This is a genomic window from Streptomyces sp. NBC_01775 (genome assembly GCF_035917675.1).
In the GTDB taxonomy this organism is placed as follows: Bacteria; Actinomycetota; Actinomycetes; order Streptomycetales; family Streptomycetaceae; genus Streptomyces.
In genome coordinates this window covers 480,911-494,126 of record NZ_CP109104.1, presented here as the reverse complement: position 1 = coordinate 494,126, position 13,216 = coordinate 480,911, and the positions used below count along the sequence as shown (strand labels likewise).

Annotated in this window: 17 protein-coding genes; 16 read left to right on the top strand and 1 reads right to left on the bottom strand. The window is 67.9% G+C overall.

All coding sequences use genetic code 11. The annotated features are described in order from the left end of the window. Nucleotides 1–17: 17 nt before the first annotated feature. A complete protein-coding gene (locus OHB04_RS02420) occupies nt 18–236 on the bottom strand; it encodes a hypothetical protein (protein WP_326806670.1) in 219 nt (72 codons plus the stop codon). A 113-nt stretch (nt 237–349) separates the two neighbouring features. Here OHB04_RS02420 and OHB04_RS02415 point away from each other — a divergent pair, with 113 nt between their 5' ends. From OHB04_RS02415 to OHB04_RS02340, 16 genes are all read left to right on the top strand, one after another. After that, on the top strand, nt 350–844 hold the full coding sequence (locus OHB04_RS02415) for a hypothetical protein (protein ID WP_326806669.1): 495 nt from the start codon (nt 350–352) through the stop codon (nt 842–844). A gap of 103 nt (nt 845–947) precedes the next feature. Then, a complete protein-coding gene (locus OHB04_RS02410; RefSeq protein ID WP_326806668.1) occupies nt 948–1,661 on the top strand; it encodes a PP2C family protein-serine/threonine phosphatase in 714 nt (237 codons plus the stop codon). An 11-nt stretch (nt 1,662–1,672) separates the two neighbouring features. After that, nucleotides 1,673–1,969, top strand: coding sequence for a hypothetical protein (locus OHB04_RS02405; RefSeq protein ID WP_326806667.1), 297 nt, complete (start codon nt 1,673–1,675; stop codon nt 1,967–1,969). A gap of 124 nt (nt 1,970–2,093) precedes the next feature. Further along, nucleotides 2,094–2,321: a hypothetical protein gene (locus OHB04_RS02400; protein ID WP_326806666.1), complete on the top strand. Its 228-nt coding sequence runs from the start codon at nt 2,094–2,096 to the stop codon at nt 2,319–2,321. A gap of 253 nt (nt 2,322–2,574) precedes the next feature. Beyond that, a complete protein-coding gene (locus OHB04_RS02395) occupies nt 2,575–2,835 on the top strand; it encodes a hypothetical protein (protein ID WP_326806665.1) in 261 nt (86 codons plus the stop codon). A 112-nt stretch (nt 2,836–2,947) separates the two neighbouring features. Beyond that, nucleotides 2,948–3,190 (top strand): hypothetical protein, encoded by a 243-nt coding sequence (locus OHB04_RS02390; RefSeq protein ID WP_326806664.1) that lies wholly within the window; start codon nt 2,948–2,950, stop codon nt 3,188–3,190. Between the two features lie 168 nt (nt 3,191–3,358). Continuing rightward, nucleotides 3,359–3,742 carry a helix-turn-helix transcriptional regulator gene (locus OHB04_RS02385; RefSeq protein ID WP_326806662.1) on the top strand — a complete coding sequence of 128 codons (384 nt, stop codon included), beginning with the start codon at nt 3,359–3,361 and terminating at the stop codon, nt 3,740–3,742. Between the two features lie 70 nt (nt 3,743–3,812). Continuing rightward, nucleotides 3,813–5,855: a glycerophosphodiester phosphodiesterase gene (locus OHB04_RS02380; protein ID WP_326806660.1), complete on the top strand. Its 2,043-nt coding sequence runs from the start codon at nt 3,813–3,815 to the stop codon at nt 5,853–5,855. Between the two features lie 9 nt (nt 5,856–5,864). After that, complete coding sequence (locus tag OHB04_RS02375; protein WP_326806659.1) at nt 5,865–6,191, top strand: hypothetical protein; 327 nt, start codon at nt 5,865–5,867, stop codon at nt 6,189–6,191. Next, a complete protein-coding gene (locus OHB04_RS02370; protein WP_326806658.1) occupies nt 6,191–6,580 on the top strand; it encodes an HNH endonuclease in 390 nt (129 codons plus the stop codon). Before OHB04_RS02375 ends, OHB04_RS02370 begins: the two co-directional genes overlap by 1 nt. Before the next feature lie 114 nt (nt 6,581–6,694). Further along, on the top strand, nt 6,695–7,159 hold the full coding sequence (locus OHB04_RS02365) for a phage terminase small subunit P27 family (RefSeq protein WP_326806657.1): 465 nt from the start codon (nt 6,695–6,697) through the stop codon (nt 7,157–7,159). A gap of 109 nt (nt 7,160–7,268) precedes the next feature. Next, the gene (locus OHB04_RS02360) at nt 7,269–8,843 is read left to right on the top strand and encodes a terminase large subunit (protein ID WP_326806656.1); all 1,575 of its coding nucleotides are present in this window, start codon (nt 7,269–7,271) and stop codon (nt 8,841–8,843) included. A gap of 12 nt (nt 8,844–8,855) precedes the next feature. After that, nucleotides 8,856–9,074, top strand: coding sequence for a hypothetical protein (locus OHB04_RS02355; protein ID WP_326806655.1), 219 nt, complete (start codon nt 8,856–8,858; stop codon nt 9,072–9,074). A gap of 26 nt (nt 9,075–9,100) precedes the next feature. Further along, nucleotides 9,101–11,002, top strand: a complete 1,902-nt coding sequence (locus OHB04_RS02350) for a phage portal protein (protein ID WP_326806654.1) — start codon at nt 9,101–9,103, stop codon at nt 11,000–11,002. A 2-nt stretch (nt 11,003–11,004) separates the two neighbouring features. Next, a complete protein-coding gene (locus tag OHB04_RS02345) occupies nt 11,005–11,889 on the top strand; it encodes an HK97 family phage prohead protease (protein WP_326806653.1) in 885 nt (294 codons plus the stop codon). Nucleotides 11,890–11,897: 8 nt separating this feature from the next. Then, nucleotides 11,898–13,208: a phage major capsid protein gene (locus OHB04_RS02340; protein ID WP_326806652.1), complete on the top strand. Its 1,311-nt coding sequence runs from the start codon at nt 11,898–11,900 to the stop codon at nt 13,206–13,208. The last annotated feature ends 8 nt before the right edge of the window (nt 13,209–13,216 follow it).

The window sequence follows — 13,216 nt, the reverse complement described above, 5'->3', positions numbered from 1 at the left end:
ACGGGGGCACTTCGCGTTTACGGCTGGGGGTGGTTGTCGGGTTCCGGGCGGTCGGGGAGTTGGGCGCCGGGTCGGTTCACGTACCACTCCCAGAATGCGCGGGTGATTGCGGAGCGTCCTCCGGCGGGTTTGGCGGCTGCGTCGAAGTCGGCGGCGAGTTGGTCGTCGATGCCTCTTAGGGCGCGTTGCTTGTGCCGGTGACGGTGTTGTTTGCGGCGGTCTTCTTGGCTGGTCATGGGGCAATCTTCTATGGTGGCTTGCCACCGGTCAAGTGGAGTGCCATGATGGTGGCAAGCCACCACGGAATGAGAACCGCCCGCCTCTTGCTCGCCGCCTGAAGGGGACCACCATGCAGCTCCAGACTTGCCGCCGTCACCCCGCCTCCGGGCGCTTCCTTCGTACTTGCCCCGGCTGTGCCCGTGAGCTGTACGCCCTCCAGCAGGCCAACCTGGTTCGTGGGCAGGCTGTTGCGGCGCTCGCCGCGCACGGCGTAACCGGGCCCGAGGTGACGGTGTTGTCTGCGGCCCGCGTCGGGGACGTGCTGATCGTCGCCACTTGCAACGCAGCGTCGCACGCGGCCGAGTTCGGGGTCGACGTGTTCCGGACCGTGACCGACGACGACCTGTACCCCGACCGGGACGGTATCTGGCGCCGCCACCCCGGCGAGTGGGTCCTCATCGATCAGGCGGGCGACGACGACGAGGCCGCTGTCCCGGGCATGCTGCGCGACGTGCACGAACGGAACGCGCCGATCGGCGAAGGGGTGACCTTGTACCCGGCGCCCGTCGACAGGGATTGCCGCCCGGCGCCGGGCCTGCGGGTCACTCCCGTGCAGGTCGCCTGAAGACCTCGGGCCGCCGCGTACCTCCCCCGCGCGGCGGCCCGCCCCAGCCCCCGCCAGACTCCGCGACAACCCTTCTCCCAGCACTGGCCACACAGGAGCCGCCATGTCCACGCACGCCAGCCACCAGACGATCGGGACGCGCTCCCACCAGTGCGACGCGACCGCCACCTACACCCACAACCACGTCCGCGCCTACGCCCTCCTCGACGGCATCGGCTCCAGCAACGAGATCCGCGGCTGGACCCGAACCATGGCCCGCCGCCTCGCCCGAGCCGCCGCGACACTCGCCGACGCCGAAGCCGGCCTCACCCGCACCTACGCCCAGGCCGCCGCCGAGGAGGGCCGCGGCAATCCGTACAACGACCTGCCGTCCGCAGTGGCCGTCGTCGCCGTTGCCCGACCCGGGCATCGCCTGACCGTCGCCTGGTGCGGCGACTCCCGCGCCTACCTCCTCGTCGACGGGAAGGCGGAGCGGCTGACCGTCGACCACAACATGCGGCAGGTACTCCTCGACCGCGGGCAGGCGGCCGGCGTGTACTCGCGAAACCAGGTCACATCGTGGCTGGGAAACACGTCGGTCGTCCCCGAGTTGGGCGAGCAGCCGCTGATCGGGGCCGTGTCCCGGCCCATGTCGGGTCGGCTGCTGCTGGCGTCCGACGGGGCGTATGAGCCGCTGGAGGATTCCTGCCTGGACGTGGCCGACTTCCTCGACGGCACACCGGGCCTGGCTGCCCGAACCGTGGTCCGGGAGGCGAACGACCGGGCACCGGCACACGCCGACAACGCGACCGTGCTCGTCGCGGACCTAACGGATTGAGGAGGAGTTCGATGCCTGACCCCGACTTCGAGCGGAAGATCTCATACATCGGTGGGCCCTGGGATGGCCAGGCCCGGTGGGAACCGAAGGCGTTCTGGCCTCCGCAGAATCAGAAGGTGGACGCTGCGGGAGGGCTCACCGGCGCGTGGCCCGATGTATGGCCTGCGGACGAGCCCCGCTACATGCCTGAGATCACGAGCGGTGTGCAGGTCCGCATGATCTGGGCCGCCCCCGACGACGATCACGCTCCCGCCCTCATCCCGCGACCGGAGTCGATCAAGGACTATGGCGGCTACGACGAGGACTGATCGCGTGCAGTGACGAGGACGGCATCGTCATGAGCGGCGGGAAACGGGAGGTGCCGCTGAAGCTCGACAAGCCCGGCGAGACCTGGTGCACCGACTGCCTCGCACTCACCAAGGAGACCTGATCATGCCCGCGAAGCGACCGTCGAAGCCGTGGCGTCTGCTGTACACGATCCCCTCCGGCCTGCACGAGACGAAGCACCGGTCCGAGCCCGCGACCTACCGCGAAGTCATCGCAGAGAAGGAGCGGATCGCCGCAGGGGAGAGCCGCACCGAACGGATTCGCGTCGAGAAATGGTCCGTCCCCTACGGGCAGTGGGAACTGATCGAGATCGCCTACCCCGAAGAGGACTGACCCGGGCGCTGGGGCTCACAGGGCTCGGGCCGGGCGCGGGCGATCCACCGCCCGCTGCCCGGCAAAATCTCACGAGGCGACAGACACGGCGCTGCACCCAACGCCTGGCACAGGCGGGCCAGTTCACGCGCGCACAAGGCCTGTGACGACGCCTGCACCGTGAACGAGAGACCCATACAGAGCAGTCGGCCCCGCCCGCCCTCCTCGCCGGAATGAAACCCGGCACACTGGACCTGACCCGAAGGAGCCCGCCATGTTTGCTGTCCGCCTCGCCCGCGCCGGCTTCAGGCTCAACATCCGTCTGTGGTGCGCGTTCAAGCACGCCACCTTTGAGCGTGTCGAGCCCTTGGTCGTTTTCGGGGCCGTCGTTGTCCTGTACGTGTGCGTCGGGCTCGGGGTCGCAGCTGCCGGGCACGACACGCTCATCTTCAACCTGATCGCCGCCGTCGGCCTGCCCCTGTATGGGGCGGTGTGCGAGAACGCCAGCCGCCAGCGGCGCCTCGCGCGGCGGTAGTTGCCGGAAGATCCCGGGTCATGTCACACTCGTCGCAGACGGGCTCATTGCGCCCTCAAGCCACCGAGCCCCCGCCAACGCGCGGGGGTTTCGTCATGCCAGGGGGTGGATTGTGGACGTCATCTACCTCCAGGTCGAAGACCTCGTGTTCGTCCACGAAGCCGAAGCCCGGACCGGGGTGCCCGCTCAGGTGATCCGCAAGTGGGCGTCACGCGGCAAGGTCCGGCGGTTCGACGGTGACGGTCGGCCCCTCGGTAACGGGCATTTCGCCCGCACCATGTACGCCCTCCCCGAAATCGAGCAACTGGCCCGCACCTACCGGCCCACACCGCAGCGCGCACCCCGCGCTGCCTGACTCGGGTGCTCCGGCCTTCCCCCTGGTCTGTTGAGCCCCGTAGGTGGCCGCCCCGTCGAGGGCTCGGGGCGGCCACCACCATCCCGTTGACGCCCGCGCTTGATCCGCGCGGGAAGGAAGCCCCGAGCCATCCAGGGACCGGGGCTTCCGCCACACCCTGGAGTGGAAATGGCTGAAGTCTCCGAGACAACGAAGATCATCATGCGGCGCATACGAGCCCTGCGGGGACGCCACGGCTGGACCGCATCAGAACTGGCTAAGCACATGGCCAAGGTTGGAATTCCGTGGGACCGGCAGATCGTGACCAACGTCGAGAACGGCAAGCGAGCCAACATCACCGTCAACGAATCGCTGGCTTTGGCCCGAGTGTTCGATGTCGCACCAATCCACCTGCTCGTCCCTGTCGTCGATGCGGATGTCTTCAACGTGACGCCAAATGAAACGGTGCCGACTTCAAGGGCCCGCGCGTGGATACGTGGAGCAGAGCCGTTGCCCGGCACGAACCCGCGACCCTTCCGCACTGAAGTCCCACTCGACGAGCTGGGCTGCTGACAGACCCCTGCTGCCCGGTTCTGGGAGGGGCCGGGCAGCAGGACCCAGATGCACGCCGAGGGGAGGCCCAATGGCTCTCCCTGCTGGTCTCGCGACGGTCACGGTCACTGGCACGTATCTGAAGCCGGACGGCGGCCCGCGTACCGGAGGCGTGACCTTCCGGCCCGAGCCGGCCGTCCTCACGTCGGCGACGCACGGCGTCATCATCCTCGGCATCATCACCGCGAAAGCCAACGCCGACGGCGAGATAGAGGCCGAGCTCCTCGCCACCGACGACCCCGACGTGACCCCCGTCGACTGGACGTACAGGGTCACCGAGCACTGGTACGACGAGCCCGGACGCTCCTACCCGCTCGCACTGCCCCTCGCCGAACCCCTCGTCGACCTCGCCGAAGTGGCGCCCACCGACCCCGCCGAGGGTGAGTACCTCACCGTTGCCGGGCCCCAAGGTCTCCCCGGCATCGACGGGGCCTCCGCCTACGTCCTCGCCGTCGCGGACGGCTTCGAAGGCACCGAGGAAGAATGGCTGACGTCTCTGCGCGGGCCCGCGGGTGACGACGGGCAGGACGGCACCGACGGCCGTTCGGCCTACCAGGTCGCCGTCGACGAGGGCTTCGTCGGCACCGAGCAGCAGTGGCTCGACTCGCTCCAGACCGACGCCACCGCCTACACCGACACCGCTGTGGGTGGCCGTCTCGCGAAGACCGCCAACCTGAGCGACCTCTCATCCGCAGCGTCCGCCCGCACGAACCTCGGGCTCGTCGGGGCCTCGCAGTTCGACGCCGCGTCCGTGACGAGCCTGCTGGCTACGACCCCGTTCTACGTTGCCCACAGAGGCAGCGGCGGCGAGTTCCCTGAGCACACGCTGGTCGGGTATGACGCGTCCGTGAACGCGGGCGCGAGAGCCATCGAGGTGTCGGTCAACGTCACGGCCGACAACGTGCCCGTGTGTATCCACGACCAGACCCTCGACCGCACCACCAACGGCACCGGGAACGTCAGCGACAAGCCGTATGCGGCGCTGCGCGAGACCGTGACCGTCGACATCGGCGCCTCGCTGCTGGGGGCCGGCTGGTCGAACCAGAAGCTCCCCACGTTGCGCGAGGTCCTCGACCGCCTCCTCGGCCGCGTCGTCATCTTCCTCGAAGCCAAGAGCAACCCCTCCGTACCCGCTGTGCAGGCGCTGCTCTCGCAGTACCCCGGGGCCGCCAAGTCGGTGGTGTGGAAGGCGTACTACGCCAGCAACACGCTGACCTGGGCCAAGTCCAACGGGTACACGGTGTGGGCCTATGTGGACGCAGGCACGACCGATGGGCAGATGGACGCAGTCGCGAGCAACGTCGATCTCTGGGGCGTCCCGCACACCATGTCGGACGCGCGGATCGCGGCTGTCGTAGCGCGCGGGAAGCCGGTCATGTGCTGGGAGGTGCACAGGAGGTCCGAGGTGACGCGGCTGACGGGGCTGGGTGTCCAAGGGCTGATGTGCTCGCAGTTGCTGTACCTGTCGCGGTCGACGCCGGTGCGGACTGCCGATGACTTCGCCAGCAAGATCAAGACGCCGGGTGACTTGGGCGCCGCGAACTACGATCCCGTGTACGCCTTGAAGTATGGCGCGGCTTCGGACGCGTACCTTGACGTGCTGCCCAATCAGGCGGCTCTGCTTGGGAGCCTGTGCCCGACGCTGGCGTCGGGCTACACGATCAGGTGGTCGATGATGTGGGACGGGCTGCCCGGCAGCACGCAGCACTCGGGGATCGCGTTCTGCAAACCCGACGATTCGAAGTATGCGTTCAACAGCGCCAACGCCACCGGCGGCTATCACATGCTGCTACGCGGCAACGGCGACATGCAGCTCTACAGCCACACCGCCGGAGTGACCTCCGGTACGCAGCTCGGCACCATCGCCACAACGGCGCCGACGGCAGGCAACTGGATGACGTTCGAGCTTCAGATCACGCCGACGCAGCTCATCCTCACCCGCACGGACGTCGAACCGGACGTGACGCTCACCGTCACCAACAGCACCTATCGCGGCGGCTACCTGCACGTCAGTACCGGCTCCGTCGACAACCTCGCCAACCGACCCCACTGGCGGGCCATCTCGATCACGTAGGAGAAGCCCATGCCTCGCACTGCACTCACGCCCACGCAGGCCACGCGCGCGGGAACCGTACTGCCCACAGCTGCGGCAGGCGACGCCGTCAACGGCAACAGCATCGCCAACGACGGCAGGGTCGTACTCATCGTCAAGAACACAGGGGCCAGCAGCAGGAACATCACGTTCCAGACTGTGCGCTCAGTGGATGGGCTCACCACACCCACGCGCGTGGAAGCCATACCCGCAGGCGAGACCCAAGTGCTTGGGCCCTTCCCTGCCACGGACTACGGCACCACGCTGGCCTTCGACGTCGCGCACGCTGAGCTCACCATCAACGTCATCAGGGTCTGATGCCTACTGCTCCACCCACGCGATGCGCGCGCGTGGACTGCTATGAGATGGCCACCAAGCGTGGCCTGTGCGACGGGCATCAGCCCGAGCCTTGGCGAGGCAGACCAGCACCATCCAAGCGCTATGGCATGAGCAGTGGCACCATGCGATCACTCAAGAGGCGTGTGGCCATGCGTGACTACGGCTGTTGTTACGTGTGCGGAGGCGAGGACGCTGATGAACTGGAGCACATCGTGCCCGTCAGCCAAGGTGGAGCAGCGCGTGACCTCGACAACCTCGGGTTGATCCATTCCGAGCCGTGCCACCGGGAGAAGACTGCCCGCGAGGCCCTGGAAGGATCAAGAAGAGCCCGCGAGATCAAGACCCAAAGTCAAGATCGAACCCAGTGATCATCGCGTGATCGCGGGCGGGTAGGGGAGTCAAAATCACGACGGAAGATCTTTTGGGGACCGCCTCGGCCAGAGCGGAAGGCGCGCGCTCATTTCGCTGATAGGGGGCTTGTGATGCCGAAAACTGCTGCTCCCGCAACCCTCAAGCTGATCACTGGGCGGTCGCCGGGCCGGGACTCGGGCGGGCGGAAGGTGGAGGCCGGCCCGGCATTCAAGCGGCTGCCGCCGAAGCCTCCGACGTGGCTGTCGCGTGAGGCGGCGGCTGAGTGGAAGCGGGTCATCCCGGAGCTGTCCCGTCTGGATCTGGTGAAGGAGCAGGACCGGGCTGCGCTGGCTGCGTACTGCGAGGCGTGGGCGACGTTCGTGTCCGCGACTCGGGTGGTGCAAGAGGAGGGTCTGGTCATTAACGCGCGGCAGGGCAAGCTTGCTCACCCGTGCGTCGCGATCGCTCGCAGCGCCGGGCGGGAAATGCGCTCGTGGGCGGCTCACTTCGGCCTGACGCCGTCGACGGAGCAGGCCTTGGCGCGAAGCGGGGGCGACGATGGCGACGAAGCGAACCCCTTCGCCGGCTCAAGCTGATCTGGGTATCTCTGCCGAGGTTGCTTGGTACATGCAGGAGCGGGGGATCCCGTTGCCGGACTGCCCGCCGAAGGTGCAGACCCCAAGCCCTGGGGAGGCTTCCGGGGCGGTGTTCGACCCGGACCGGGTGGACCGGGTGCTGAAGAGCTTCCATCTGCTGCGGCACACGCAGGGCAAGTGGGCTGGGAAGCCGTTGGATCCGGATCCGTGGCAGGTGGCGTACATCATCGCGCCGGTGTTCGGGTGGGTGCGGTGGGATGACGAGGCCGAGGGCTACGTCCGGATCGTCCGCAAGCTGTACGTGGACGTGCCTCGCAGGAACGGGAAGACGACGCTCAGCGGCGGCATCGCGGTGTATCTGATGGCTGCGGACTCGGAGCCGGGCGCGCAGGTGTATGCGGCGGCCACGTCGGAGAAGCAGGCGCGGTACACGTTTGATCCGATCAAGACGATCGCGGAGCGGGCGCCGGCGTTGAAGGGCAACGTCAAGGCGTACACGAAGAAGATCACACACCCGGCCAGTGGCTCGTACTTCACCGTCGTCTCGTCGGTGGCCGAGGCGCTGCACGGCGCCAACGTTCACGGGGGGATCATCGACGAGCTGCATGTCCACAAGTCCCCTGATCTGGTGGAGACGATCGAGACGGGCACCGGCTCACGCCGTCAGCCGCTGGTGATCATCATCACGACGGCGGACGAGGGCAAGCAGGAGTCGATCTACGACCGGAAGCGGCAGTACATCGAGCAGCTGGCCCGCGGCGCACTGCACGACCTGGATACCTACGGCGTGGTGTGGGGCGCGGACGAGTCGGACGACCCCTACGCCGAGGCGACGTGGCGCAAGGCGAACCCGGGCTACGGGGTGAGCCCGTCGGCCGCGTATCTGCGGGGGGCGTCGGCGGAGGCGCAGCAGTCCCCGGCGGACTTGGCGAAATTCTTGCGGCTGCATCTGGGGATCCGCACGAAGCAGTCGACGCGGTTCTTGATGATGGACGCGTGGGACAACAACGCGGGCATGGTCGACGAGGAGGCGCTGGCCGGCCGGGACACCTGGGGCGGACTCGACCTGGCGTCTACGTCTGACCTGTGTGCGCTGTGCTGGCTGTTCCCGAACGATGAAGACGGCACGCTGGACGCGCTGTGGCGGTTCTGGACGCCCGAGGACAACCTCAAGGCGCTCGACAAGCGCACGGCGGGCGCGGCAACGAAGTGGGTACGGCAGGGCTATCTGACGGCAACGCCCGGCAATGTCGCGGACTACGACTGGATCGTCGAGCAGATCCAGCGGGACCGGGACAAGTTCAACGTGAAGAGCATCGGCTATGACCCGTGGAACGCGTCACAGATGACGAACACGCTGGTCGCCGAGCGGGCGCCGATGGTGAAGGTGCGGCAGGGTTTCGCGACCATGTCGCCGGTCTTGAAGGAGATCCAGCGGCTGACGCTTCAGGGCACCCCGCAGGCGCCGGCGTTGCGGCATGGCGGGCATCCGGTGGTGCGCTGGTGTGTGGACAACCTGGCTGTGGCGATGGATCCGGCCGGGAATGTGAAGCCCGACAAGGCGAACTCCGGCGACAAGATCGACGGCGTGTCTGCGTTGGCGACGGCGATGGCTGAGATCGTGGCGCGGCCTCCGAGGCGGCGGTCCGCCTATGAGGACGCCGACGAGATGATGATCGTGTGACGGGGGTGGGTTGTGTTCGCTTGGCGTCGCACTGCGCTGCGCAAACGGGTCGTGGTCAACCTGGCGGACAAGGCGTTCTCCGGGATCCTGTGGGCGCGGCGCGGTCCGCTGCTGGTTCTGCGGGATGTGGAGCTGCTGGAGGCGGGCCGTGAGCCTCAGTCGGTGGATGGTGAGGTCGTCATCGAGCGGGCGAAGGTCGAGTTCACGCAGGTGCTGGCGGGCGGTGGCTGATGGCGTTCGTGGTCTCCTCCGGGCAGTTGCAGCTCACCGGCGCCGGGTCGCTGATGTCGTATGGGGCGATGACGTCGCTGTCGACGGTGTCGTGGGAGTACGCGGCGATCTGGCGGGCGCAGCCGCAGGTGCGCACGGTGGTGAACTTCCTGGCGCGGAACATCGCTCAGCTCGGGCTGCACGTGTTTCGCCGGGTGTCGGATACGGACCGGGAGCGGCTGACGGATCATCCTCTGGCGCTGCTGCTTGGCGATCCGCTGCCACGGGTGACGACGTTCCGGCTGGTGGAGCGGCTCATCTGCGATCTCGCGATCTACGACGAGGCGTATTGGATCAAGTGGGAGGCGGAAGGCAGACGCCTGCTGCTGCCGGTGCCGCCCACGCTGATCTGCCCGGCGGAGGGCAACTGGATTACCCCCAGGTACTACGTGGCTGCCGGGGGGATGCGGTTCACTCCGGATCAGGTGATGCACTTCCACGGCTATTCGCCGGAGGATCTGGTGGTGGGCTCGTCTCCGTTGGAGGCGCTGCGTGCGCTGCTGTTGGAGGAGTCGGAGTCGACGCGGCAGCGGGCGGCGATGTGGCGTAACGGTGCGCGGGCGACGGGTGTGCTGGTGCGGCCGGCGGATGCGGAGCCGTGGTCGGCGGAGGCGAAGCGCCGGTTCGGGGAGATGTGGCGGGGCTTCTCGCAGGGCGGCGGCGCGGAGGGTGGTACGCCGATCCTTGAGGACGGCATGACGTATGAGCAGATCGCGATCGATCCGCAGCGGGCCCAGTACATCGAGTCGCGGAAGCTGACACGTGAGGAGGTCGCGGCGGCGTACCACATTCCTCCGCCGCTGGTGGGGATCCTGGATCACGCGACGTACAGCAACATCACCGAGCAGCACAAGATCCTTTACCAGGACACGCTAGGGCCGTGGCTGACGATGGTGCAGCAGGAGATCGCCGCGAACCTGCTGCCCGACTTGGCCGACAGCAAGGACGTGTACGTCGAGTTCAACATCGCGGAGAAGATGCGCGGCTCCTTCGAGGAGCAGGCTGTCGCCGCATCCACTGCGACGGGCCGGCCGTGGATGACGGTCAACGAGCAGCGGGCCCGGTTCAACCTGCCGCAGCTCCCGGACGGCGACGAACTGATCACCCCGTTGAATGTGAGCGAAGGAGGCCGGGCCTCCCCGCGGGACACGGCGCCGGAGGCGGAGCAGCTCCCAAAAGGGCGAGCCCGGCCGGTGAAGGCCAAGGCCGGGCAGCCCTCGACTCCGCAGGATGATCTGCGTGCGCAGTTCGCGGCGGCGCTCGGCGCACTGACCGAGGAAGAGGCTGCGCGTCTCGTGGCTGCGGCACCGGACGGCGTGGATGCGGTGCGCGGGTGGTGGGCGTCGGGCCGGGCGGAGAAGCAGGCCCGGTTCCTGGCGGTCATCCGCGAGTTCATGGTGCGGCTCGGCCTGCTGGGCGCCCGCCAGGTGCTGGAGGAGTTCAACCCCGATGAGGAGGGCTGGTCGGCTGAGGTGATGGAGCCGTGGCTGTTGGCCGCGGCCCTGCACCATGCCGAGCTGCACGATATGGCTGGGGAAACGGAGGCGATCGCTGCCGCCGAGACCCCGCCGCCCGAGGGTGGCGTCGCGGCGGCCCTGCTGCTGGCCGGCGCCGCCTGGGCAGCCGTGGCCCTCCTGCGGTCGGAGACCGCAGCTACGGAGGCCCTGTCCTTCGGCGGTCACGATGCTGCGCGTGCCTCGGGGCTGCGCTTCAAGACGTGGCGCACGACTAGCGCCAACCCCCGCGCCGAGCATGCGGCTCTCAACGGGCAGAAGGTGCCGGTCGATGACGTGTTCTCCAACGGGCTGCGGTGGCCGGGTGACGGCAGTGGCGACGCCGCCCAGACGGCGAATTGCCGCTGCGAGTTGACGTATTCGAAGACGGAGTGACCATGCGGATCAAATCCTGCCCGGTGCGGATCAAAGCCGCGGGCACCCACGAGGGCACCGACGAGGGCACGTTCGAGGCCATCGTCGCTGCCTACAACCTCGACAGCGTCGGCGACAAGATCGCCCCCGGTGCGTTTGCCGAGACCCTCGCAGAGTGGAAGAGCCGCGGCGACCCGATCCCCGTCCTGTGGTCCCACATGTCCCACGACCCGGAGTACCACATCGGGGAAGTCTTGGAGGCCGAGGAGCGCCCGGAAGGCCTGTGGATCAAGGCACGCGTCGACCTGGACGAGGGCACCAAGGCCGCGCAGGTGTACAAGCTGATGAAGGGGCGCCGCGTCACCCAGTTCTCCTTCGCCTACGACGTGGATGAGGGCTCGTGGGTCGAGCAGAAGGACGGGCCCGGCTACTACGAGCTGCGCAAGCTGAAGCTGTACGAGGTCGGCCCGTGCCTGATCGGCGCGAACCAGTCCACCGAACTGATCGATGTGAAGTCCGCGTTGGGGGACACCCTGCGCGTCACCCTCAACGGGCCCGCACTCGCATCCGGAGACGCCGTGCGGTCCGCAGTCGAGAAGGCCATGGACGACCACATCACACGCGTGCGTGAGGCCGTGGACGCGGCCATCGACACCAAGGCTGGCAGGACGCTGTCGGCCGCGAACGAGGAGCGTGTTCGCGAGATCGCGCGCCTCTCTACGGAGCTGCTGGACTCCGTGAGTTCCAGCACGGAAGACGCCGAGAAGGCCACGCCAGCCCCGCCTGAGTCCGCCTCGCCGCAGGAGCCTGCGGCCAAGGCGGGCGAGGCCCGGCCCGGAACCGCCTCATCCCGTCTGCGCACCGACATCGAGGTGCTGTGCCTCGATGCCTCCACGCTCACGGATTGAGGAGAGCTATGAGCAAGGTCAAGCAGCTAACGGAAGAGCTGACGCATCACCTGACGGAGCTGAAGTCCCTCTCGGAGAAGACCGAGACTGAGGACCGCGACTTCACCGAGGAGGAGCGGGCGCTCGTCGTCGAGCACATGGAGAAGGCCAAGACCGCCAAGGAGGCCCTGGCCAAGGCGAAGGCCGACGGCGACATGCTCAAGGCCATCTCTGAGCTGGGCGACAGCATTTCCCTCAACGAGCCGCAGGGGGAGCGGGCCACCCCGTCCGGGCTGATCGTGCCGGAGCGGAAGTCCATCGGCGAGCACTACGTCGAGTCGACCGAGTACAAGAGCCTGCTGGCCACCGCTCCGAACGGCGGGTTCGGCGCCAAGCAGCGGGTGCAGTCCCTGCCCACCGGTTTCAAGAGCCTCGTCACGGGTGGCTCGGACACCTCTGCGGGCGCGTTCGTGCAGAACGACTACCTGGGTCTTCAGGTCGCCGCCGACGCCTTCCAGCGCCCGCTGGCCCTGCGGGACGTGGTCACCGCCGGTTCGACGACGTCCGACACGGTCGAGTACGTGCGGATGACCAGCTACACCAATGCTGCGGCACCGGTCGCTGAGGCGACCTCGTCGGCGGCGCCGACCGCGCCTGGCGGTGCGGGCGCGCTGGTCAACAACGCTGGCGGCGGCTACAAGCCTGAGAGCGCGCTGGCGGCGGCGAAGGTGACCACGCCGGTGCGGACGATCGCGCACTGGATCCCGATCACGAAGCGGGCCCTGTCGGACGCCGCGCAGATCCGCACCCTCATCGATGCATTTTTGAGGTACGGCCTGGAGGAGGAGCTGGAAGACCAGATGGTGTCGGGTGACGGCACTGGCGAGAACTTCGAGGGCCTGTCGAATGTCTCGGGCGTGCAGGCGCAGGCGTGGGACACCAATGCGCTCACGACCCTGCGCAAGGCCAAGACGAAGGTCCGCACCGTAGGCCGGTCGATGGCGAACGCCTACCTGCTCAACCCCGCCGACCTGGAGACCGTGGATCTCCTCCAGGACAACGAGGGCCGCTACTACTTCGGCGGGCCCGGTGGGGTCGGCTCGGCGAGCGTCCTGTGGGGTCTGCCGGTCATCGAGACCGAAGCCGTCCCAGCAGGCACCGGGTATGTGGGCGACTTCCGCAAGGCGATCCTGTGGGACCGCGAGCAGGCGTCCATCACGGTCACCGACTCCCACGCCGACTTCTTCGTCCGCAACCTCGTCGCGATCCTCGCCGAGATGCGGGCCGCGTTCGGCGTCATTCAGCCGAACGCTTTCGTCGAGGTTGACCTGACTGCATGAGGAGGCTG

Excerpts from the sequence above, each read along its gene's own strand:
- OHB04_RS02420 (WP_326806670.1), bottom strand. The coding sequence starts at position 236 with ATGACCAGCCAAGAAGACCGCCGCAAACAACACCGTCACCGGCACAAG.
- OHB04_RS02415 (WP_326806669.1), top strand. The coding sequence starts at position 350 with ATGCAGCTCCAGACTTGCCGCCGTCACCCCGCCTCCGGGCGCTTCCTT.
- OHB04_RS02410 (WP_326806668.1), top strand. The coding sequence starts at position 948 with ATGTCCACGCACGCCAGCCACCAGACGATCGGGACGCGCTCCCACCAG.
- OHB04_RS02405 (WP_326806667.1), top strand. The coding sequence starts at position 1,673 with ATGCCTGACCCCGACTTCGAGCGGAAGATCTCATACATCGGTGGGCCC.
- OHB04_RS02400 (WP_326806666.1), top strand. The coding sequence starts at position 2,094 with ATGCCCGCGAAGCGACCGTCGAAGCCGTGGCGTCTGCTGTACACGATC.
- OHB04_RS02395 (WP_326806665.1), top strand. The coding sequence starts at position 2,575 with ATGTTTGCTGTCCGCCTCGCCCGCGCCGGCTTCAGGCTCAACATCCGT.
- OHB04_RS02385 (WP_326806662.1), top strand. The coding sequence starts at position 3,359 with ATGGCTGAAGTCTCCGAGACAACGAAGATCATCATGCGGCGCATACGA.
- OHB04_RS02380 (WP_326806660.1), top strand. The coding sequence starts at position 3,813 with ATGGCTCTCCCTGCTGGTCTCGCGACGGTCACGGTCACTGGCACGTAT.
- OHB04_RS02375 (WP_326806659.1), top strand. The coding sequence starts at position 5,865 with ATGCCTCGCACTGCACTCACGCCCACGCAGGCCACGCGCGCGGGAACC.
- OHB04_RS02370 (WP_326806658.1), top strand. The coding sequence starts at position 6,191 with ATGCCTACTGCTCCACCCACGCGATGCGCGCGCGTGGACTGCTATGAG.
- OHB04_RS02365 (WP_326806657.1), top strand. The coding sequence starts at position 6,695 with ATGCCGAAAACTGCTGCTCCCGCAACCCTCAAGCTGATCACTGGGCGG.
- OHB04_RS02345 (WP_326806653.1), top strand. The coding sequence starts at position 11,005 with ATGCGGATCAAATCCTGCCCGGTGCGGATCAAAGCCGCGGGCACCCAC.
- OHB04_RS02340 (WP_326806652.1), top strand. The coding sequence starts at position 11,898 with ATGAGCAAGGTCAAGCAGCTAACGGAAGAGCTGACGCATCACCTGACG.